The organism is Roseovarius salincola (genome assembly GCF_026891095.1).
Classification (GTDB): domain Bacteria; phylum Pseudomonadota; class Alphaproteobacteria; order Rhodobacterales; family Rhodobacteraceae; genus Roseovarius; species Roseovarius salincola.
Genome location: NZ_JAPTNL010000001.1, coordinates 427,898 through 446,949, shown reverse-complemented (window position 1 = coordinate 446,949; position 19,052 = coordinate 427,898). Strand labels below are relative to the sequence as shown.

Annotated in this window: 19 protein-coding genes; 7 read left to right on the top strand and 12 right to left on the bottom strand. The window is 65.0% G+C overall.

Annotation, left to right across the window (positions count from 1 at the left end; all coding sequences use genetic code 11):
- Positions 1 to 35 precede the first annotated feature (35 nt).
- Positions 36 to 905 carry a polyphosphate kinase 2 gene (ppk2, locus tag N5A93_RS02200; RefSeq protein ID WP_268953410.1) on the top strand — a complete coding sequence of 290 codons (870 nt, stop codon included), beginning with the start codon at positions 36 to 38 and terminating at the stop codon, positions 903 to 905.
- Complete coding sequence (locus N5A93_RS02195) at positions 898 to 1,515, top strand: TetR/AcrR family transcriptional regulator (RefSeq protein ID WP_268953409.1); 618 nt, start codon at positions 898 to 900, stop codon at positions 1,513 to 1,515. Before ppk2 ends, N5A93_RS02195 begins: the two co-directional genes overlap by 8 nt.
- A gap of 7 nt (positions 1,516 to 1,522) precedes the next feature.
- Here N5A93_RS02195 and N5A93_RS02190 read toward each other — a convergent pair whose 3' ends face one another.
- The 4 genes from N5A93_RS02190 to N5A93_RS02175 form a co-directional block, all read right to left on the bottom strand.
- Positions 1,523 to 3,520 (bottom strand): acyltransferase family protein, encoded by a 1,998-nt coding sequence (locus tag N5A93_RS02190; protein ID WP_268953408.1) that lies wholly within the window; start codon positions 3,518 to 3,520, stop codon positions 1,523 to 1,525.
- Positions 3,521 to 3,637: 117 nt separating this feature from the next.
- Positions 3,638 to 4,126 carry a 30S ribosomal protein S9 gene (gene rpsI, locus N5A93_RS02185; RefSeq protein WP_268953407.1) on the bottom strand — a complete coding sequence of 163 codons (489 nt, stop codon included), beginning with the start codon at positions 4,124 to 4,126 and terminating at the stop codon, positions 3,638 to 3,640.
- The gene (rplM, locus tag N5A93_RS02180; RefSeq protein ID WP_268953406.1) at positions 4,126 to 4,590 is read right to left on the bottom strand and encodes a 50S ribosomal protein L13; all 465 of its coding nucleotides are present in this window, start codon (positions 4,588 to 4,590) and stop codon (positions 4,126 to 4,128) included. The genes rpsI and rplM overlap by 1 nt, the downstream gene beginning before the upstream one ends.
- A 470-nt stretch (positions 4,591 to 5,060) precedes the next feature.
- The gene (locus tag N5A93_RS02175) at positions 5,061 to 5,486 is read right to left on the bottom strand and encodes a PaaI family thioesterase (protein ID WP_268953405.1); all 426 of its coding nucleotides are present in this window, start codon (positions 5,484 to 5,486) and stop codon (positions 5,061 to 5,063) included.
- 60 nt (positions 5,487 to 5,546) lie between these two features.
- On the opposite strand from N5A93_RS02175, the gene N5A93_RS02170 reads away from it, so the two are divergent.
- From N5A93_RS02170 to gluQRS, 3 genes are all read left to right on the top strand, one after another.
- A complete protein-coding gene (locus N5A93_RS02170) occupies positions 5,547 to 6,335 on the top strand; it encodes an enoyl-CoA hydratase (protein ID WP_268953404.1) in 789 nt (262 codons plus the stop codon).
- A gap of 450 nt (positions 6,336 to 6,785) precedes the next feature.
- The gene (gene trmFO / locus N5A93_RS02165; RefSeq protein ID WP_268953403.1) at positions 6,786 to 8,144 is read left to right on the top strand and encodes a methylenetetrahydrofolate--tRNA-(uracil(54)-C(5))-methyltransferase (FADH(2)-oxidizing) TrmFO; all 1,359 of its coding nucleotides are present in this window, start codon (positions 6,786 to 6,788) and stop codon (positions 8,142 to 8,144) included.
- Complete coding sequence (gluQRS, locus tag N5A93_RS02160) at positions 8,141 to 8,995, top strand: tRNA glutamyl-Q(34) synthetase GluQRS (protein ID WP_268953402.1); 855 nt, start codon at positions 8,141 to 8,143, stop codon at positions 8,993 to 8,995. The genes trmFO and gluQRS overlap by 4 nt, the downstream gene beginning before the upstream one ends.
- A 62-nt stretch (positions 8,996 to 9,057) precedes the next feature.
- On the opposite strand, the gene hisI is transcribed toward gluQRS, so the two are convergent.
- A complete protein-coding gene (hisI, locus tag N5A93_RS02155; RefSeq protein WP_268953401.1) occupies positions 9,058 to 9,420 on the bottom strand; it encodes a phosphoribosyl-AMP cyclohydrolase in 363 nt (120 codons plus the stop codon).
- Positions 9,421 to 9,487: 67 nt separating this feature from the next.
- Between hisI and N5A93_RS02150 the strand changes: the two genes are divergently transcribed.
- Positions 9,488 to 9,943 (top strand): iron-sulfur cluster assembly scaffold protein, encoded by a 456-nt coding sequence (locus N5A93_RS02150; RefSeq protein WP_268953400.1) that lies wholly within the window; start codon positions 9,488 to 9,490, stop codon positions 9,941 to 9,943.
- Positions 9,944 to 9,949: 6 nt separating this feature from the next.
- Here the strand turns inward: N5A93_RS02150 and N5A93_RS02145 are convergent, their stop codons facing one another.
- From N5A93_RS02145 to N5A93_RS02120, 6 genes are all read right to left on the bottom strand, one after another.
- Entirely contained in the window at positions 9,950 to 10,381 is a 432-nt protein-coding gene (locus tag N5A93_RS02145) for a hypothetical protein (RefSeq protein ID WP_268953399.1), read from the bottom strand.
- Positions 10,382 to 10,748: 367 nt separating this feature from the next.
- Complete coding sequence (locus N5A93_RS02140; RefSeq protein ID WP_268953398.1) at positions 10,749 to 10,871, bottom strand: hypothetical protein; 123 nt, start codon at positions 10,869 to 10,871, stop codon at positions 10,749 to 10,751.
- A 144-nt stretch (positions 10,872 to 11,015) separates the two neighbouring features.
- The gene (gene recG / locus N5A93_RS02135; RefSeq protein WP_268953397.1) at positions 11,016 to 13,106 is read right to left on the bottom strand and encodes an ATP-dependent DNA helicase RecG; all 2,091 of its coding nucleotides are present in this window, start codon (positions 13,104 to 13,106) and stop codon (positions 11,016 to 11,018) included.
- On the bottom strand, positions 13,103 to 15,658 hold the full coding sequence (gene ligA / locus N5A93_RS02130; RefSeq protein ID WP_268953396.1) for an NAD-dependent DNA ligase LigA: 2,556 nt from the start codon (positions 15,656 to 15,658) through the stop codon (positions 13,103 to 13,105). Before ligA ends, recG begins: the two co-directional genes overlap by 4 nt.
- Positions 15,659 to 15,807: 149 nt before the next feature.
- Positions 15,808 to 16,524, bottom strand: a complete 717-nt coding sequence (ctrA, locus tag N5A93_RS02125; RefSeq protein WP_268953395.1) for a response regulator transcription factor CtrA — start codon at positions 16,522 to 16,524, stop codon at positions 15,808 to 15,810.
- Positions 16,525 to 16,616: 92 nt separating this feature from the next.
- Positions 16,617 to 16,901, bottom strand: coding sequence for a DUF1153 domain-containing protein (locus N5A93_RS02120; RefSeq protein ID WP_268953394.1), 285 nt, complete (start codon positions 16,899 to 16,901; stop codon positions 16,617 to 16,619).
- Between the two features lie 123 nt (positions 16,902 to 17,024).
- Between N5A93_RS02120 and mnmA the strand changes: the two genes are divergently transcribed.
- Positions 17,025 to 18,164 carry a tRNA 2-thiouridine(34) synthase MnmA gene (gene mnmA / locus N5A93_RS02115; protein ID WP_268953393.1) on the top strand — a complete coding sequence of 380 codons (1,140 nt, stop codon included), beginning with the start codon at positions 17,025 to 17,027 and terminating at the stop codon, positions 18,162 to 18,164.
- 73 nt (positions 18,165 to 18,237) lie between these two features.
- Here mnmA and N5A93_RS02110 read toward each other — a convergent pair whose 3' ends face one another.
- Positions 18,238 to 19,044 (bottom strand): sulfite exporter TauE/SafE family protein, encoded by an 807-nt coding sequence (locus N5A93_RS02110; protein WP_268953392.1) that lies wholly within the window; start codon positions 19,042 to 19,044, stop codon positions 18,238 to 18,240.
- Positions 19,045 to 19,052: the final 8 nt, after the last annotated feature.

Sequence of the window (19,052 nt, the reverse complement as noted above, 5' to 3'; positions counted from 1 at the left end):
CCCGTCATAGTAATCCCCAAAAAAAGGAGAGGCTCATGGAGCTCCCATTCGACGGCGCGATTTCGTCCTTCTTCGCTAATGACGCCCCCGAACCGATCCGCAACGCCATCCTGCGCGCGGACAAGGGCGATATCCTCGATCCCGGTTACCCCCATTCCGAGCGCCTGCCGCGCAAGCATTACGAGAAGGATCTCGAGGCGCTCCAGGTCGAACTTGTCAAATTGCAGGCCTGGACCAAGGAAAGCGGCGCGCGCATCGCCATCGTCTTCGAGGGGCGCGACGCCGCCGGCAAGGGCGGCACGATCAAACGCTTCCGCGAATATCTCAACCCGCGCGGCGCGCGGGTGGTGGCGCTGCCCAAACCCTCGGACACCGAGGCGACGCAATGGTATTTCCAGCGCTATATCGACCATCTGCCCGCAGGCGGTGACCTCGTGTTCTATGACCGCAGCTGGTATAACCGTGGCGTCGTCGAAAAGGTCTTCGGCTTCTGCACGGATTCTGAGCGCGCGCATTTCTTCGTCCAAACCCCCGATTTCGAACGGATGCTTGTGGATGAGGGCATTCACCTCGTGAAATTCTGGCTCAATGTCGGGCGCGCCGAACAGCTGCGCCGCTTCCTCAAGCGCGAGGCCAGCCCCCTCAAGCAATGGAAACTCAGCCGCATCGATGTCGAGGGGCTGCGCCTCTGGGACGACTACAGCGACGCGATCCGCGAAACCTTTGATCGCACCCACAGCGATCACGCGCCCTGGACGATCATCCGCTCGGATGACAAGCGCCGCGCCCGGATCGAGGCGCTGCGCCATGTGCTCAGCCAGGTGGATTACGCCCGCAAGGACCCGCGCGCCATCGGCAAACCCGATCCGCTGGTCTGCGGTGGCCCCGAGATATGGAATGTCTAAGCGCGGCTATCATCACGGTAATCTGCGCCAGGCCCTGGTCGAGGCCGCGCTCGGCCTGATCGAAACCCGCGGGCCCGCCGGTTTCACCCTCTCGGAGGCCGCCAAGCAGGCCGGCGTGACTCCGGCCGCCGTCTATCGCCATTTCGCCGGACGCGAGGATCTCATCGCCGAGGCCGCGCGCCAGGGCTACGCGATCTTCGCGGATGTGATGCGCTACGCCTATGAAAAGGGCCAGCCCTCGGCGCTGGCCAGCTTCTCGGCCACGGGGCGGGCCTACCTTGCCTTCGCGCGTCAGTATCCCGGTCATTATATCGCGATGTTCGAAAGCGGCATCTCGGTCAACCGCACCCCCGAACTGGCGCATGAAGCGTCGCGCGCCCGCGCCGTGATCGAACGCGCCGCCCACGAACTGAGCCAGCACATTGCGCCCGAAAAACGCCCGCCCGCCGCGATGTTCAGCGCCCATATCTGGGCGATGTCGCATGGCGTGGTGGAATTGTTCGCGCGCAATTCACCCGGCACCGCCTCACCCTTCGCGCCCGAGGACCTGCTTGAAAGCGGCATAGGCATCTACCTGCGCGGCCTTGGCCTTATCGCGCCCGACGACTGACCCCGGTTCACTCCCGCGACAGGCTCTCGGCCATGCGCGCCTGCAAAAGCGACGCGCCATAAGCCGACACGTGATCCAGATCGGTATAGGCGGCGCGCCCGTCAATGAACCAGTGATAGGCATCGCCCTTGCGCAGCGCCCCGGCCAGATCCACCATCTCGGCCCCTTCGAGCCCTGCAAAGACCGACCGCACCCCTGCCTGCAACGCGTCATGTTCGGCCACCGGCAGGGCCGATGCTGCGAAAATGCCCGTCGCCTCCTCGGGGGTATCCCCGCGCGAGACCGCCGCATAGACCCCGCGCCGCGGATGCACCTGCATTTCGGGCAGTTGCTCGACCACGATCACCCGCACTCCCAGCCTGCGGTAGAAATCGACCGTGGCGGGCAAGGCCTCGGTCAAGACCTCGAAGGACGCCGCCCGCCCTCCCAGCTGCGGGGCGGGCTGGGAATTCAGCAGGAAACTGCGCCCGTCATTCTCATACCCACCCTGTGTATAAAGCGACCAGCGCGCCACCAGAACCACTGTCGTGACATTGTTCTGCACCACGTAAGCGGCCTGATCCCGGGCCAGCTCATGGCAGGTGCCGACACTGTAATTGCCGCTGGCCACATAGGCCCCGATCAGTGGCGGACAGCCGCCAAGCCCCGATTTCACGATCCGCGCGCCGCTTTCCTCGGCATAGGCCTGAAACGCGGGCAGGATCGCCTGTGAATGGCTGTCACCGAAAACCGCGATCGTCTCGCCGGGTCCTTCGCCGTCAAAGACCGTGCAGAACCGCTCGGCCATCCGCTCGTCTTTCCGGATTCCCGCATAGCAGGCCCGCGTCAGGTTATGGCCCTTCATGCTTTCGATGATGTCCTTGTAGAAGGACGGCATCCGCTTGTCATAGCGCGCTTCGGCCCAGTTCTGATCCATCCCCACAAAACCGAAGGCCGCGAATGCCGCGATCCCGGCGCCGCTCGCCCCGAACAGCGCCATGCGCCCGCGCAAGAGCTTGTTCGGCCCGGCGCGAAATGGCTGCTCGACAAAGCGCCAGCTCAACGCCGCCAGCCCGAAACTCGCCAGCCCCAGCGCCAGCAACAGCCAAAGCGCCGGCTCATGCATCGACCGCGCGCGCGCGAAGGCCAGCAGCGGCTGGTGCCACAAATAGGCCGAATAGCTGATCAGCCCGATCGCCACCGGCAATTTCATCGACAAGAGCCGCGCCACCATCGTGCCTTGCGTCGCGAACAGCAGCACCAGCGAGGTGCCCACGACAGGCGCCAGCGCATAGACCGAAGGGAACGGCACAGCCCCGTCGTAAAAGAAGATCGAATAGACGATCAGCCCCAGGCCAAGCGCCGCCAGCGCGCCATTGGGTTCAAGCTTGCGGCGAAACACGATGAAGGCACAGATCGATCCGGCAAAAAGCTCCCACATGCGCGACAGCGTGAAAAAGAAATTCTCCTCGGGATAGTTGCGCCAGCCCCATTCGCTCAAAGCCAGCGACAGCGCCGCCAGCACCCCGATCACCACGATATGCTTGCGCCGCCCGAACGCGCCCAGCAGCGCCAGAAGCAGCGGGAACACCACGTAATACTGCTCCTCGACGGCGAGGCTCCAGGTGTGCAAAAGCGGGCGCAGCTCGGCCGCTTCGGCGAAATAGCCCGTGTTCTCGAGGAAATGTACATTCGAGATGAACATCGCCGCATAGGCCAGGCTGCGCAGGAAATCGTCAAACGGTTCGGGCGGCAGCCAGAACCATGCAAAAGGCAGGCACAGCCCCATGACCAGGAAAAGTGCCGGCAGGATGCGCCGTGCGCGCCGCTCATAAAATCGCAGGATCGAGAACCGCCCCTCGTCACGCTCGGTGATGATGATCGTGGTGATCAGGTAGCCCGAGATCACGAAGAACACGTCCACCCCGACATAGCCGCCCGAAAACACGCTCAGCCCCGCATGGAACAGGATCACGGGCACGACGGCCACGGCACGCAGGCCGTCAATCTCGCGTCTGTATTTCATGGTAACAATGACTGCCCTGCCGACTGCAACACTACCTGCATCGCCTGATACTGCGCCAAAATGAAAAAGCGCAACCCACGGGCTGCGCTTTTCCGGCATACGTTGTCGCGATGACGCTCAGCGCTTGGAGAACTGGAAGCTCCGGCGCGCCTTGCGGCGACCGTATTTCTTGCGCTCCACCACGCGGCTGTCGCGGGTCAGGAACCCGGCCGCCTTCAGCGCCGGGCGCAGCGACGGCTCGTAAAGCTGCAGCGCCTTCGAGATCCCGTGCTTGACCGCACCGGCCTGGCCCGACAGCCCGCCACCCTTGACGGTGGCCTGCACGTCGAACTGATCCTCGACACCTGCGACGGTAAAGGGCTGGCGCAGGATCATCTGCAGAACGGGGCGGGCGAAATACTTGTTCAGCTCCTTGCCGTTCACGCTGACCTTGCCCGAACCCGGCTTGATCCAGACGCGGGCGACCGCGTCCTTGCGCTTGCCCGTGGCATAAGAGCGGCCCAGGTCGTCACGGACCGGCTCGCGCGGGGTTTCGACCTCGGTCTCGGCCACGACGCCTTCGGCGACCGCTTCCAGACCTTCGAGTGTTTTGATTTCTTCAGCCATCAGTAAGCCACCCGCGTGTTCTTCTTGTTCATGGATTTGACGTCCAGCACCTCGGGGCCTTGCGCCTCATGGGGGTGCTCGGCGCCGGCATAGACGCGCAGATTGGTCATCTGCTTGCGCGACAGGCGGTTGCCCGGCAGCATCCGCTTGACGGCCTGCATGACGACCCGCTCGGGGTGATCGCCTTCCAGGATCTGCCCGGTGGTGCGCGACTTGATGCCGCCCGGATAGCCGGTATGCCAGTAGTTGGGCTTGTCACGCTTGGCGCCGGTCAGCTGGACCTTGTCGGCATTGATGACGATCACGTTGTCGCCCATGTCCATGTTGGGCGTGAACGACGCCTTGTGCTTGCCACGCAGACGCGTGGCGACGATCGAGGCAAGACGGCCCAGAACGACACCCTCGGCGTCGATCAGGATCCATTTCTTGTCGATATCTGCCGGAGTTGCAGAGAATGTTTTCATTGCAGGGAAATCCCTTGGTTGACGTGCCGGGCGCGCAACGGCGCAACCCCTTCATGCGATGGCGCGGTTATAAACCCTGCGCCGCGCAGGTCAACAGCTATATACCGCAATAAATCTTGTAAATTCAATGTCTTGCGATTACGGTATTATTTTACCCCATATTTCACCCTCACAGCACACGTCCCTAAGACGCGCTCAAACGCACCGCGCCTTCTCACTCGTCCAGGGATGCGTTCATTGGCGTGCCGGGCCGCCCGAACCCGGCCCGAACCGCGCGCCAACCCCCTGACTCCACTTGTAAAATACGAACACACCCTCCGCTCCGGAACGGCGCATGCCCGGAAAAACCTGTCATTTTCTCAACAAACCGCGCCCGCAGCGCGACTCGTCCCTGTCTTCTTCTGTTGCCAAATATCCTCGGGGGGAGTCGCGCCAGCGGCGCGGCGGGGGGCAGACAGCCCCCTTCCCGCTCAGCCCTTCGCGGGCGGAATGGAATAGGTGAGGCTCGCGCGCGCCACCGGCGCATCCACGCCCAACGAGAAGATCAGCACCTCGCCTACCGCCAGGACCCGCCCCAGCTTCAGAATCCGGCACTCGGCGATCAGGTCCGCCCCGGCGGCGGGTTTGCGCATGAAATCGATGCTGCAATTGGTGGTCACCGCCAGCGCCTGCGGCCCGATCATCGCCAGGATCGCCAGGTAAACCGACACATCCGCCAGCGCGAACATGCTCGGTCCCGAGACCGTCCCGCCGGGGCGCAGATGCCGTTCCCCCGTCGCCAGCCTCACCTGGATCCGGTTCTCGCCCAGTTCCTCGATCACGAAATCCTCCGCCACCTGCGGGAATTCCGCCTCCAGAAACGCCGCCAGCGCCTCGCGTGTCATTTTCAGGCTCATCCGCTTCCCTCCCTGCCCATACACGCGTAAGGTTGCCCATAACGAAACCGGAGGTTCAAGATGGCAATTCTCGAGCGCAGCGATAACGGCCCCGTCGCCCGGCTGACCCTCAACCACCCCGAGAAACTGAACGCGCTCAGCGACGCGATGCTGGCCGCCCTGCAGGACCAGTTCGACCGGCTCGCCGAAGACAGCGCAATCCGCGTGGTGATCATCGACGGCGCGGGCAAGGCCTTCTGCGCGGGGCACGATCTCAAGGAAATGACCGCCGGGCGCCAGGCCGAGGATGGCGGGCGCGCCTATTTCGCCGATCTCTTCACCCGCTGCGCCCGCGTGATGACGGCAATCCGCGCCCTGCCCCAGCCGGTCATCGCCCAGCCCCACGGCATCGCCACCGCCGCCGGCTGCCAGTTCGTCGCCTCATGCGACCTCGCCGTGGCGGCCACGGGTACGCGTTTTGGCGTCAACGGCGTCAATATCGGCCTCTTCTGCTCGACGCCCATGGTCGCGCTCAGCCGCAACATCCCGCGCAAACAGGCGTTCGAGATGCTGACCACCGGCGACTTCATCGACACCGACCGCGCCGCCTCCCTCGGTCTCATCAACCGCGCCGTCCCGCATGAAGACCTCGCCGCCGAAACCGACGCGCTCGCGCGCCAGATCGCGGCCAAGCTCGGCACGGCCGTGCGCATCGGCAAGCGCGCCTTCTATGACCAGATCGAAATGACGCTCGATCAGGCCTATGCCCATACCGGCGCGGTGATGGTCGAGAACATGATGGTCGAGGACACCGCCGAGGGAATCAGCGCTTTTCTCGAAAAGCGCGCCCCCGACTGGCAGCAGGACTGACGCCGCGTGCGGTATAATCCATCGCGAAGGCGCTCATTGTCTGTGCAATGAGAACGATCGGCGGGCATAACGTCGAATTTCCGACAGTTACGCCCGGGCCCACGCAGCGTATTTTTCGATCTGTGACAGGGATTTACCAAGTATGTTGCCAGAATGGAAACAAATCGTTTCCATTACGCTGGTTTTTTAGAGCGGCACATTTCTGCCATTTTTGCTGCGGGGTTGGTGCAGGTAACATTCGATGGGTTCGAATAAGGGTTTTTTGATAGCAAAGCATTACGGCTTGCATCAGCCCCACGAATCATCACGAAATCAAACTCTTACAGAGTGATATTCAACGTTGCGCCGGGGGCTTCGTCCCGGCTTCGGCCCGTCTGCGGGCTCTGCCCCATTTCCGCCCCATTTTCCGCGCCCTTTCCAAACGCCCCGCGATCGCCTACATCGCGGCGCATGAACAAGACACTTCATATCGTCGGCGGCGGCATGGCCGGATCCGAGGCCGCATGGCAGGCCGCCAACATGGGCGTGCCCGTGGTGATCCACGAAATGCGCCCCAAAACCGGCACCTTCGCCCATCGCACCGGCGATCTGGCCGAGATGGTGTGCTCCAACTCCCTGCGCTCGGATGACGACGAACAAAACGCCGTCGGCCTCCTGCATTGGGAAATGCGCGCCGCCGACGGGCTGATCATGGCCATGGCCGACCGCCACCGCCTGCCCGCGGGCGGCGCCCTCGCCGTCGACCGTGATGCCTTCGCGCGTGACGTGACCGCTGCCTTGCGCACGCACCCGCTGGTCACCATCGAACCCGGCGAAATCAACGACCTGCCCGCCGAGGGCCATTGGATCATCGCCACCGGCCCTCTCACCAGCGAAGGGCTGGGCCAGGCCATCGCGCGCGAAACCGGGCGCGAGGCGCTGGCCTTTTTCGACGCGATCGCGCCGATCGTCTATTTCGACTCGATCGACATGTCCAAGGCCTGGATGCAATCGCGCTACGACAAGGGCGAGACCGAGGCCGAACGCACCGCCTATCTCAACTGCCCGATGGATCGCGACACTTACGAAGCCTTCATCGACGCGCTGCTAGCCGCCGACAAGACCACCTTCCACGAGGGCGAGACCGCCGGTTATTTCGACGGCTGCCTGCCGATCGAGGTCATGGCCGAACGCGGCCGCGAAACCCTTCGCCACGGGCCGATGAAACCGGTGGGCCTCACCAATCCCCACCAGCCCGAAACCAAGGCTCACGCCATCGTGCAGCTGCGCCGCGACAACGCGCTCGGCACGCTCTACAATATCGTCGGCTTCCAGACCAAGATGAAATACGGCGCCCAGACCGAGGTGCTGCGGATGATTCCGGGCCTCGAAAACGCCCGTTTCGCACGGCTCGGCGGCATTCACCGCAACACCTTCATCAATTCGCCGCGCCTGCTTGATGAACAGATGCGCCTGCGCGCTCGTCCCCATATCCGCTTTGCCGGGCAGATCACCGGCGTCGAAGGTTACGTGGAATCCGCCGCGATGGGCCTGCTGGCGGGCCGCCTCGCCGCCGCCGAACTCCTCGGGCGCGACCTGCCCCCGCCACCCCAGGATTCGGCCATGGGCGCGCTGATCCATCACATCACCGGCGGCGCCGAGGCCAGGACCTTCCAGCCGATGAACGTGAATTTCGGCCTTTTTCGCCCTGTTGAGGGGCTCAAGGGCGGGCGGCGCGGGCGGCGCGACCGCTACAAGGCCTATACCGACCGCGCCAAATCGGCCTGGGGCGACTGGCTTAGCGACACGGCCGATCTCATCCCTTCATGAGCTTCACCACACGCTTCGCCCCATCCCCCACCGGCCCGCTGCATCTGGGCCATGCCTATTCGGCTATTCTGGCGCATGACAGGGCGCGCGCGGCGGGCGGGCGCTTCCTGCTGCGCATCGACGATCTCGACACGTCCCGCTGCCGCCCCGAATACGAGGCGCAGATATTCGACGATCTCGCCTGGCTCGGGCTCGACTGGCCCCGCCCCGTGCTGCGCCAGTCCGAACGCCTGCCCAGCTACCGCGCCGCGCTCCAGCGCCTCTGGGATATGGGCCTGCTTTATCCCTGCACCTGTTCGCGCGCCGATATCCGCGCCGCCGCGTCCGCCCCGCAGGAAGGCGCGCCTGCCCATGGCCCCGACGGGCTGATCTATCCCGGCACCTGCCGCCCCGCTTCACCCCCTTCGGGTGCGATGCCGGACCTGCCGCTGCGCCTCGACATGGCGCACGCCCTCGCCCGCCTCGACGCACCCCTCGTCTTCACCGAAACCGGCGCCGGCCCCGCGGGCGAAACCGGGCGCATCACATCGCAGGACATGATCAACAGCGTCGGCGACGTGGCGCTCGCGCGCCCCGGCCTTGGCGCCTCCTATCACCTGTCCGTCGTGGTCGATGACGCGGCGCAGGACATCACCCATGTGATCCGCGGCCAGGACCTCTTCGCGGCCACGCAGATCCATGTCCTCCTGCAACATCTTCTCGGGCTGGCGGTGCCGCTCTATCACCACCACCGCCTGATCCGCGATTCCAGCGGCAAACGCCTTGCAAAACGCGACGACGCGCGCGCCATTGCCACCTGCCGCGCCCAGGGCGAAAGCCCGGATTCCCTGCGCGCCAGCCTCGGGCTCTGATCGGGCTTCATCTTGCGGAAAATACTCTGCGGGGGTGTGGGGGTGCAAAACCCCCCCGCGCATCACTCGCCCAAGGGCGCCATGATCTCCGTTTCGCCGCCATCGCGCAACGCCGTGTAAAAACAGCTCCGTCGGTTGGTGTGACAGGCCGGTCCGACCTGCTCGACCAGCACCAACAGGCAATCGCGGTCGCAATCCACCCGCATCTCGACCAGATTCTGCACATGGCCCGAGCTTTCGCCCTTCACCCAGAACGCCTGGCGCGAGCGGCTCCAATAGGTCACCCGCCCGCTGTCCAGAGTGCGCGCCACCGCCTCGGCATTCATCCACGCCATCATCAGCACCTCGCCCCCCTCGGCGGCCTGTGCAATGACGGGGATCAACCCGCGATCATCGTATTTCAATGTGCCCGGATCGAAGGCCATGTCCTAAAACCTTTTGCATCTCGCGTCAGGACTTCTATCTATTGAATCAAGCAGCAAAGGGAAAGCCATGAGCGGCGAGACCGACCTTATCAAGCTCTATTCGGCCCGGATTCTGGAACTGGCCGCCGATATTCCTCATCACGGGCGGCTCGATGCGCCCGATGCCAGCGTCAAAAAACGCGCACCGCTCTGCGGCTCGACGGTGACGGTCGATATCGCCACCGATGGCGAGACGATCACCGATTACGCCGCCGAGGTGAAGGCCTGCGCCCTTGGTCAGGCCGCCGCCAGCGTGGTGGGCGCGCATGTGATCGGCTGCAGCTACGATCAGGTCTTCGCGGCGCGCGATACGCTCAAGGCCATGCTCAAACAGGACGGACCGACCCCGCCCGCGCCCTTTGACGGGCTCGAGGTTCTGCGCCCCGCGCGCGAATACAAGAACCGCCACGCCTCGATCATGTTGACGCTTGACGCCACCGTCGAGGCGATGGAACAGGCCCGCGCTGTGCATTCCTGCGGCTGAACCCCGTCAGCCCCCGATACGACACCGCTTGATGCCACCACGCGTGGTGCAGACGGCAACGCCCGCCTTGAACCACTTGGGCGTATTTGCATCCGTGGTGCCGTCCGCTTTTACCTGCGGTGTCGTCTCCGGCGTCCTTGCCGGTGTCGTCCCGTGCCCGGCACGCGGGCTTTCAGGCGGTTGTGAAACAGGCTGCACCGGATCCGCCCGGCCCTCTGGCGTGGCATTGTTGATTGCATGCGCGATCATATCCATCACAGGCCACCCGCCCTGCGGTCGGCGCTCGGCCTCTCTTGCCTCGCGCGCCTGGCGTGCCACACGCCCCTCGCCGGGCCCATCGATGCGCGCCCGGATCGTTTCGCGGTAACCCGCGATCCCAAGCTCGCGGATCGCAACGCCTGACTTCTGCGCCTGAAGGTGAATATCGACCCCCAGCATCGTCAATACCATCACGACGACAAGAACCAAACTGTGCCAACTGAACATCTCACCTTCCGTGCATCTTTTGCGGGCACTTTTCGAATAGAACTCAACTTCGGCCTCAAAATGGCGCCCTTACGTCAACTTTGCGCTTGCAGACCAGCCCCCACCCCCCCCCCGCAGACAAAAAAACCGCCGCGCACCCATCTAGGGTGGCGGCGGCAGGAAAAGCGGGCTCCGCAGGTTGCCGTCATGGGCTAATCGGGTGAAGAGGCAGATCACCCGGCCAGGACCTCGGGACAGAGGGTCAATCAGATCGGCAGCGGCACAAGGGGACAGGCGATACCGATTTTCATGACGGGCGCGGAACGTCGCAGGCAGAAACTCAAACGAGACCGGGCAGGTAAAGCCCCGCAACCAGCATCACCATCAAGGCGGCAGCCCCCAGGAAATCCCCCACAAGGGTGTCCGAAGAGCGTTCGGCGGCGGTTCTGATCTGGCGAAGCATCTGTGGCTCCTTTCCGGTTAACTGTGTTGCCTCTTTGTTCTCATTTCAGGGGCCACCTGTAAAGAACTTTATGAGAACATATGCGAACATTCCGGAACTTACGGTGCCAAGCTACTGATTTTACGTCAAAGTTTTTCGCGCTGGTCAGCCGACCGAAATCAGCCTGATCGCCTGATCCTGTTCCATCAGCCACAACAGAACCCGCGCCGCACGGCCCCTTTCGCTTTCCAGCAGCGGGTCATCGGCCAGCAATTTGCGCGCATCGCTCTGCGCCACCGCCATCAGCGCGGCCTGCGCCTCCATGTCGGCGATCCGAAACTTCGGCAGGCCCGATTGCGCCGTGCCGATCAGATCGCCCGCGCCGCGCATCTCAAGATCCACCTCGGCGATTCGAAACCCGTCCTCGGTGTCGCGCATCGTGGTCAGGCGCCGCTCGCCGCCCTCGCTCAGCGGGCCTTGATACATCAAGAGGCAGGTCGATTCCGCCTCGCCCCGCCCGACGCGCCCACGCAGCTGATGGAGCTGCGCCAACCCGAAATGCTCGGCCCGCTCGATCACCATGATCGAGGCATTGGGCACATCAACCCCCACTTCGATCACCGTGGTCGAGACCAGAACCGCCGTGTCCCCGCACTGAAACGCGGCCATCGCGGCATCCTTTTCATCGGGCGGCATCTGGCCATGCACCAGCCCCACCACCCCTTCGCCAAGGGCGGCGCGCAGCCGCCTGAACCGGTCGACCGCGCTCGACAGGTCCACCGCCTCGCTTTCCTCGACCAGCGGGCAGACCCAATAGGCCTGCCGCCCCTCGGCAATGGCGCGGCGCAGGTGGTCCACCACCTCGTCCATCCGCGACATGTTCACCAGCGCCGTCTTGATCGGCTTGCGGCCGGGCGGCTTTTCATCCAGCACGCTGACATCCATGTCGCCATATTGCGCCAGCGACAAGGAACGCGGGATCGGCGTTGCGGTCATCACCAGCACATCCGCGCGCTCGCCCTTGGCGCCCAGTTCCAGCCGCTGGCGCACGCCGAACCGGTGCTGCTCATCGACAATGGCAAGGCGCAGGTCGTGAAACACCACGTCCTTCTGAAACACCGCATGCGTGCCCACCAATATCTGGATATCGCCCTTCGCCAGCGCCTTTAGCTTGGCGCGCCGCTCGGCCCCCTTGTCGCGCCCGGTCAGGATCTCGATCACCACGCCCGCCGCTTCGGCCAGCGGGCGCAGGCCCTGCAAATGCTGGCGCGCAAGGATCTCGGTCGGGGCCATCATCACGCCCTGCCCGCCCGCCTCGACGGCGATCAGCAGCGCCTTCAAGGCGACCAGCGTCTTGCCCGCCCCCACATCGCCCTGAAGCAGGCGGTTCATCCGGGTCTCCTGCGCCATGTCTCCCGCGATCTCGGAAATGGCCCGTTTCTGCGCGCCGGTCAGCTCATAGGGCAGCGCATCGAGCACCTTCGCCTGCAAGCTGCCCGTGCCCAACGTGGCCCGCCCCTTGGCACGGCGCAGCCTTGCGCGCGCCAGGGCGAGCGTCATCTGATGGGCCATGAACTCGTCATAGGCGAGGCGCTCGCGCGCCGGATCGGCCGGGCTCAGGTCGCGCTGTTCCTGCGGATCATGGGCGCGCCGTACCGCCTCGGCCCAGTCGGGCCAACCGGCCTGCGCCTTTTGCGCGGGGTCGATCCATTCGCCAAGGTCCGGCACCCGCGTCAACGCCGCCTGCGCCGCCTTGCGCATCATTTTCTGGGTGACTCCGGCGGTCAGCGGATAGACCGGCTCGAAATCGGGGATCTCGCCCGCTTCCTCTGGCAAAAGGACGTGATCGGGATGCACCATCTGCGCCACCCCGTCAAAAAGCTCGACCTTGCCCGACACGATTCGCCGCGCGCCGGTCGGCAGGATACGGCGCAGGTAATCGTCGCGCGCATGAAAGAACACCAGCTGAAAGCTGGTCGCGGCATCCTCGACCGTCACGCGATAGGCGCCGCCCCTGCGCGCGGGCGCACGATGCTGGCCCACCACCACCTCCACCGTCACCACGCCGGGAATCTCGGCGCCCTGCACGGTGGCGCGCTTGCGCCGGTCCACCCCCGACCAGGGCAGCGTGAAGATCAGGTCGCGCGGCCGCGTCACCTCGAGCGCGGCCAGGTTCTGCACGGTTTTCGGCCCCACGCCCTCCAGCGTGTCAAGCCCCGCGAAAAGCGGGAAAAGGGCTTCGGGCCGCCCGCTCATGACCCGCCGATCAATTGCAGCCAGCCATCCTCGTCGATGGTCTCGACCCCCAGATCGGCGGCCTTCTTCGCCTTGCTCCCGGCGCCCGGTCCGGCCACCAAGAGGTCGGTCTTGGCGCTGACACTGCCCGAGACCTTGGCGCCAAGCGCCTCGGCGCGGGCCTTGGCCTCGGCGCGGGTCATCTTTTCCAGCGTGCCGGTAAAGACCACCGTCTTGCCCGCAACCGGGCTGCTTGAGGCCGGCGCGTCGGGCGGCAGGATGGTCAGATGCGCGCAGAGCGCGTCAAAGGCCGCGCGCTCGTGGTCATTGGCAAAGGCATCGCTCAGCGACAGGCCAAGGGTCGCGCCGATCCCGTCGATCCCGATCAGGTCGTCCCAGGCCGCGCGCGCCTCCTCGGGCACATCCATGTCCGCGAAGGCCGCATCGCGGGTTTCCTTGATGCGGGCGCGCCGCCCCTCCTCGGCAGCGGCGATGCGTTCGCGCTCCTCGGCCTCGTCTGCGGCCCGGTGCGCCAGCGCCGCAGGGCGCGCCAGATCGAGTGCGCGCGCCATCGCATCCCAGTCGCGGTAATGCAGCGCCAGATCGCGCGCCGCCACCTCGCCCACATGGCGGATACCAAGGCCAAAGATCAGCCGCGCCAGCGGAATGCGGCGCTTGTCGTCGATCGCCTCAAACAGATTGCCCGCCGAAGTCTCGCCCCAGCCCTCGCGGTTTTTCAGTTGTTTGGGGCAGCCCGGCCCATAGCGCTCCTTGAGGGTGAAGATATCGGCCGGCTCGCGGATCCAGCCATCGCGATAGAACTGCTCGACCTGCCTGGCCCCGAGCCCCTCGATATCGAAGGCCGCGCGCGACACGAAATGCTTCAACTTCTCCACCGCCTGCGCCGGGCAGGTCAGCCCGCCGGTGCAGCGGCGCACGGCGTCGCCCTCCTCACGGATGGCGGGGCTGCCGCATTCGGGGCATGTCCTGGGGAAATCATAAGGCTGCGCGCCCTCGGGGCGCTTTTCCAGGTCGACATCATTGATCTTGGGGATCACGTCGCCTGCGCGATAGACCTGCACCCAGTCGCCGACGCGGATATCCTTGCCGCCGCGGATCTCGTTGCCGCGCGCATCGCGCCCCTCGATGTAATCCTCGTTATGCAGCGTCGCATTGCTGACCACCACGCCGCCCACGGTGACGGGATGCAGCCGCGCCACCGGGCTCAGCGCGCCGGTGCGCCCGACCTGAATGTCGATCGCCTCCAGCCGCGTCCAGGCCAGCTCGGCGGGGAACTTGTGGGCAATCGCCCAACGCGGCGTGGTGCTGCGATAGCCCAGCCGGTGTTGCAGGGCGATGTCATCCACCTTGTAGACCACCCCGTCGATGTCATAGCCCAGTTCCGCGCGCATCTGTTCGATGCGCCGGTATTGCGCCAGCATCTCGTCAGGCCCGTCGCAGCGCGTGGTCAGCGGGTTGGTGACAAAGCCAAGCGAGTCAAGGCGCGCGATGCAGTCCATCTGCGTCTCGCCCAGCGGTTCGCTATGCGCACCCCAGGCATAGGCGAAGAACCTGAGCGGGCGGCGGGCGGTGATCTTCGGGTCAAGCTGGCGCAGGCTGCCGGCGGCGGCGTTGCGCGGATTGGCGAAGAGCTTGTCAGACCGTTCGGCCTGACGCGCATTGAGTGCGGCGAAATCCTCATGCGCCATGTAGACCTCGCCGCGCACCTCCAGCACGTCGGGCGCATCCTGAAGGCGCTCGGGGACATCGCTGATGGTGCGGGCATTGGCGGTGACATTCTCGCCCACCGCCCCGTCACCGCGCGTCGCCGCCTGTACCAGCGCACCGTTCTCATAGCGCAGGCTCAGGCTCAGCCCGTCGATCTTGGGCTCGCTCGTATAGGTCAGCGCATCATCCGCCCCCATCCCGAGATAGCGACGGATGCGGTTGTCAAATTCCGCGATCTCGTCGTCGTCAAAGGCATTGCCAAGGCTCAGCATCCGCACCGCATGGGTGACCTTGGCAAAGCTTTCGGACGGGGTGAAGCCTACCCGCTCACTGGGGCTGTCGGCGCGTTTCAGATCGGGAAAGCGCGCCTCGATCTCGCGGTTGCGTGCGACAAGCGCATCGTAATCGGCATCCGCCATGATCGGCGCGTCATCGGCGTGATAGGCCCGGTCGGCCCGCGCCACCAGATCCGCCAACCGCGCCAGTTCGGCTTCGGCGTCCTCGCGGCTCAGCTCTTCGGGTGCGATATCGGCAAAATCCGGCACCTGCACGGCCCGTGGATCGCGCTCCTCGGCACCGCCCGCTGCGCCCCCGGCCTCAGCCTCTGTATCTTCCTCAGCCCCAGTCTCAGCCTCTGCCCCAGTCTCAGCCTCTGCCCCGGTGTCTTCTCCGGTAGCAACCTCAACCGCAGCTCCAGCCTCTTCCTCGGCCTCGTCCCCGGCCTCAACCTCGGGTTCAGACTCCGCACCTTCGTCCGACGCCCGCGCAGCCGCGGCGCCCTCGCCCGCCTGTTGCGCAGCGCCCGCGCCGTGCTCCAAGCTCTCTTGCCCGCGTTTCCTGCCCATTGCGGCCCTCCGCCTTGATCCGCGCCGGGGCCGCGCGGCCCCGCTTCCGTCGGTCAAAGTGATAGGCTGCGCGCGTTGCAAGGTCCAGTCGTGAGTGGTGGCAACCTCGCCACGCGCGCGCGGCCCGCGGCGCGGACCGGCATGCGGCTTCAGGCGCCAATGGCAAAGCGGTCGGCGCTCGATTGTTCAGGTTCCGGGTCGCGCAGCACATAGCCCCGCCCCCAGACCGTTTCGATATGGTTCTGCCCGCCCGTCGCCTCGCCCAGCTTCTTGCGCAGCTTGCAGATGAACACATCGATGATCTTGAGTTCCGGCTCGTCCATGCCCCCATAAAGATGGTTGAGGAACATTTCCTTGGTCAGGGTGGTCCCCTTGCGCAGGCTCAGAAGTTCCAGCATCTGGTATTCCTTGCCGGTCAGATGCACCGCCCGCCCGTCCACATCCACCGTCTTGGCATCGAGGTTCACATTGATCCGCCCGGTGCGGATCACCGATTGCGAATGCCCCTTGGAGCGGCGGATGATCGCGTGGATACGCGCCACCAGCTCCTCGCGGTGGAACGGCTTCGTCAGGTAATCATCCGCGCCAAAGCCGAATCCCTTGATCTTGTTGTCGGTGTCATCCGCACCGCTCAGGATCAGGATCGGCGTCTCGATCCTTGCCAGGCGCAGCTGGCGCAGCACCTCATGGCCGTTCATGTCCGGCAGCCCCAGATCCAGAAGGATCAGATCGTAGTCATAGAGCTTGGCAAGGTCGATGCCCTCCTCGCCCAGATCCGTTGTATAGACGTTCAGATTGGCATGGTTCAGCATCATCTCGATGCTTTTCGCGGTGGTGGGATCGTCTTCAACCAATAACACGCGCATTAACTCAACTCCGCTGTAACTCCAGATGGTCAGTCGTTACATTGCCTCTTTATGGTTAACCACAAGTTACCCGGTTGACGCAAACTAATTATTCAATCAAGGGTTGTATATCTTTTCTTGCGCAGGGTCGCCCTCAAGCCGCTCAAGCCGCCCTCCCCGGCACCCTTCACCCATTCCAGGAACTCCGCCTCGCTCAGTCCGTAACGCTCCAGCGCCGCGTCCTTTTCGATCAGCCCATGCGCCACACCGCGCACCACCGCCAGCTTGCGCGCCGCCGTCCAGCGCGCGGTATCGGGCGCCGGCAGATCGACGCAGCTCATCACGCTGCCATCGGGCAGCTTCACCGTCCGCTTCCCATTTGTCTTCTTGAGGAACATGGTCTCACCCCTTCTCGCTAGATCCCGCGGCCAAACTGCCGCCTGTCCCTTAACGACCGGTGAAACCGCCACTTGAGACTAGGTGGCATTTTCCTATATTCCGCTGCATCAAGGAGACAGATCATGCCCCTCGACACCACGCTCAACTCGCTTGGCTTCGCCAAGGCCCCCGCCGACACCCGTGTCGTCGTCGCCATGTCCGGCGGCGTCGACAGCTCGGTCGTGGCCGCGCAACTGGCCGAGGAAGGCTATGACGTGGTCGGCGTCACCCTTCAGCTTTATGATCACGGCGCGGCGTTGGCCAAGAAAGGCGCCTGCTGCGCGGGGATCGATATCCACGACGCCCGCCGCGTCGCCGAGGATATGGGCTTTCCCCATTACGTGCTGGATTACGAAAACATCTTCCGCGACGCGGTGATCGACGAATTCGCCGACAGCTACCTCGCCGGGGCCACCCCGGTGCCCTGCATCCGCTGCAACGAGCGCGTGAAGTTCAAGGACCTGCTGGAAACCGCCCGCGACCTCGATGCCGACTGCATGGCCACCGGCCATTACATCCAGCGCAAGATGGGCGCGCATGGCCCCGAACTCCACAGCGCCGCCGACGCAAATCGCGATCAAAGCTATTTCCTCTTTTCGACCACCCCCGAGCAGCTCGCATTCCTGCGCTTTCCGCTGGGCCACCTGCCTTCCAAACACGCCACCCGCGCGCTGGCGGCGCGCTATGGGCTGCAAGTGGCCGACAAGCCCGACAGCCAGGACATCTGCTTCGTGCCCGACGGCAATTATGCCGGCGTGATCGAGAAACTGCGCCCCGGCGCCGCCGAACCCGGCGAGATCGTCCATGCCGATGGCCGCGTGCTGGGCACCCATGACGGCGTCATCCACTACACGATCGGCCAGCGCCGCGGCCTCGGGATCGGCGGGCTCAGTGAACCGCTCTACGTGGTGCGCCTCGATGTGGACGCCCGCCGCGTCATCGTCGGCCCAAAGGAGATGCTCGCCACCCGCACGGTGCCCGTGCGCGAAATCAACTGGCTCGGCGACACCGCCTTCACCGCGCGTCCCGAATGGCATGTCTCGGTCAAGCTGCGCTCGACCCGCCCCCCGCAAGAGGCGATCATCCGCCCGCTCTCCGAAACCGAGGCCAAGGTCGAATTGCTGACCCCCGAGGAAGGCGTGAGCCCGGGCCAGGCCTGCGTGGTCTATGAAACCGGCGGCTCCCGCATTCTGGGCGGCGGCTGGATCTGGCGCGGCGACTGAACGCGGCCCCCCTTCATCTGGCTTCAAATACCTCGGGGGGTCCGGGGGCTGGCCCCCCGGCGCAACCCGGCCGTTATCCGTGCCGCCAGACCCGGATCGCTGAAATCACCAGGATGGCCGACAGCGCCGGGATCAGGATCGCGTCCGGCACGATCCCCAGCAACATCCCCCCGATGAAGGCGCCGATGACGGATCCCGCCGCCATCATCACAAGAAAGGCCTTGTTGCGCGCCAGCGTCTCGAAACTCCGGTCCTGGCTGTATCGCGCGAAGCCGACCAGCATGGTCGGCAGACTCACCGCCAGCGCAAGCGACCCCGCCAGCTTGATATCGGCCCCGAACACAAGAACGAGCGTGGGAATCAGCAACTCGCCCCCCGCGACCCCCATGAGCGAGGCGACAACGCCGATCCCGAAGCCAAGCCCGACCCCCGCGATCACCTGCCCCGCCCCCGAGAAAAGACCGGCGGGCGCGGTCGCGTCATGACCCAGCAGAAGCACCGCCGCGATGCCGATCATCAGGACGCCCAGTATCTTGTGAAGCGTCTCGGTGCTCAGCCGCGTGGCCCATCCCGCCCCCACCCATGCCCCGATCAGGCTTCCTGTCAGAAGGTTCAGGATGATCGGCCAGTGGGATGCGATCTCGGCAAAGGGGACCGCCCCGGCGCGAAACGGCAGGGCCGCCGCCACGACCACGAGGCTGATGGCCTTGTTCAGGATCACCGCCTCCAGCGCGGCGAAGCGGAACACCCCGATCAGAAGCGGCAGGCGGAACTCGGCGCCACCCAGCCCGATCAAGCCGCCAAGTGCTCCGATGATGGCGCCACCACCGAAAGCGCCCGGCAGGCTGCGTTGCGCATCCATGTTCTGTTGTTTACTCATGACCGTTA

Excerpts from the sequence above, each read along its gene's own strand:
- N5A93_RS02170 (WP_268953404.1), top strand. The coding sequence starts at position 5,547 with ATGGCAATTCTCGAGCGCAGCGATAACGGCCCCGTCGCCCGGCTGACC.
- N5A93_RS02120 (WP_268953394.1), bottom strand. The coding sequence starts at position 16,901 with ATGTTCCTCAAGAAGACAAATGGGAAGCGGACGGTGAAGCTGCCCGAT.
- N5A93_RS02150 (WP_268953400.1), top strand. The coding sequence starts at position 9,488 with ATGAGCGGCGAGACCGACCTTATCAAGCTCTATTCGGCCCGGATTCTG.
- ligA (WP_268953396.1), bottom strand. The coding sequence starts at position 15,658 with ATGGGCAGGAAACGCGGGCAAGAGAGCTTGGAGCACGGCGCGGGCGCT.
- ppk2 (WP_268953410.1), top strand. The coding sequence starts at position 36 with ATGGAGCTCCCATTCGACGGCGCGATTTCGTCCTTCTTCGCTAATGAC.
- N5A93_RS02110 (WP_268953392.1), bottom strand. The coding sequence starts at position 19,044 with ATGAGTAAACAACAGAACATGGATGCGCAACGCAGCCTGCCGGGCGCT.
- rplM (WP_268953406.1), bottom strand. The coding sequence starts at position 4,590 with ATGAAAACATTCTCTGCAACTCCGGCAGATATCGACAAGAAATGGATC.
- trmFO (WP_268953403.1), top strand. The coding sequence starts at position 6,786 with ATGAACAAGACACTTCATATCGTCGGCGGCGGCATGGCCGGATCCGAG.
- N5A93_RS02190 (WP_268953408.1), bottom strand. The coding sequence starts at position 3,520 with ATGAAATACAGACGCGAGATTGACGGCCTGCGTGCCGTGGCCGTCGTG.
- N5A93_RS02195 (WP_268953409.1), top strand. The coding sequence starts at position 898 with ATGTCTAAGCGCGGCTATCATCACGGTAATCTGCGCCAGGCCCTGGTC.
- gluQRS (WP_268953402.1), top strand. The coding sequence starts at position 8,141 with ATGAGCTTCACCACACGCTTCGCCCCATCCCCCACCGGCCCGCTGCAT.
- ctrA (WP_268953395.1), bottom strand. The coding sequence starts at position 16,524 with ATGCGCGTGTTATTGGTTGAAGACGATCCCACCACCGCGAAAAGCATC.
- N5A93_RS02175 (WP_268953405.1), bottom strand. The coding sequence starts at position 5,486 with ATGAGCCTGAAAATGACACGCGAGGCGCTGGCGGCGTTTCTGGAGGCG.
- N5A93_RS02145 (WP_268953399.1), bottom strand. The coding sequence starts at position 10,381 with ATGCTGGGGGTCGATATTCACCTTCAGGCGCAGAAGTCAGGCGTTGCG.
- mnmA (WP_268953393.1), top strand. The coding sequence starts at position 17,025 with ATGCCCCTCGACACCACGCTCAACTCGCTTGGCTTCGCCAAGGCCCCC.
- N5A93_RS02140 (WP_268953398.1), bottom strand. The coding sequence starts at position 10,871 with ATGCTTCGCCAGATCAGAACCGCCGCCGAACGCTCTTCGGACACCCTT.
- rpsI (WP_268953407.1), bottom strand. The coding sequence starts at position 4,126 with ATGGCTGAAGAAATCAAAACACTCGAAGGTCTGGAAGCGGTCGCCGAA.
- recG (WP_268953397.1), bottom strand. The coding sequence starts at position 13,106 with ATGAGCGGGCGGCCCGAAGCCCTTTTCCCGCTTTTCGCGGGGCTTGAC.
- hisI (WP_268953401.1), bottom strand. The coding sequence starts at position 9,420 with ATGGCCTTCGATCCGGGCACATTGAAATACGATGATCGCGGGTTGATC.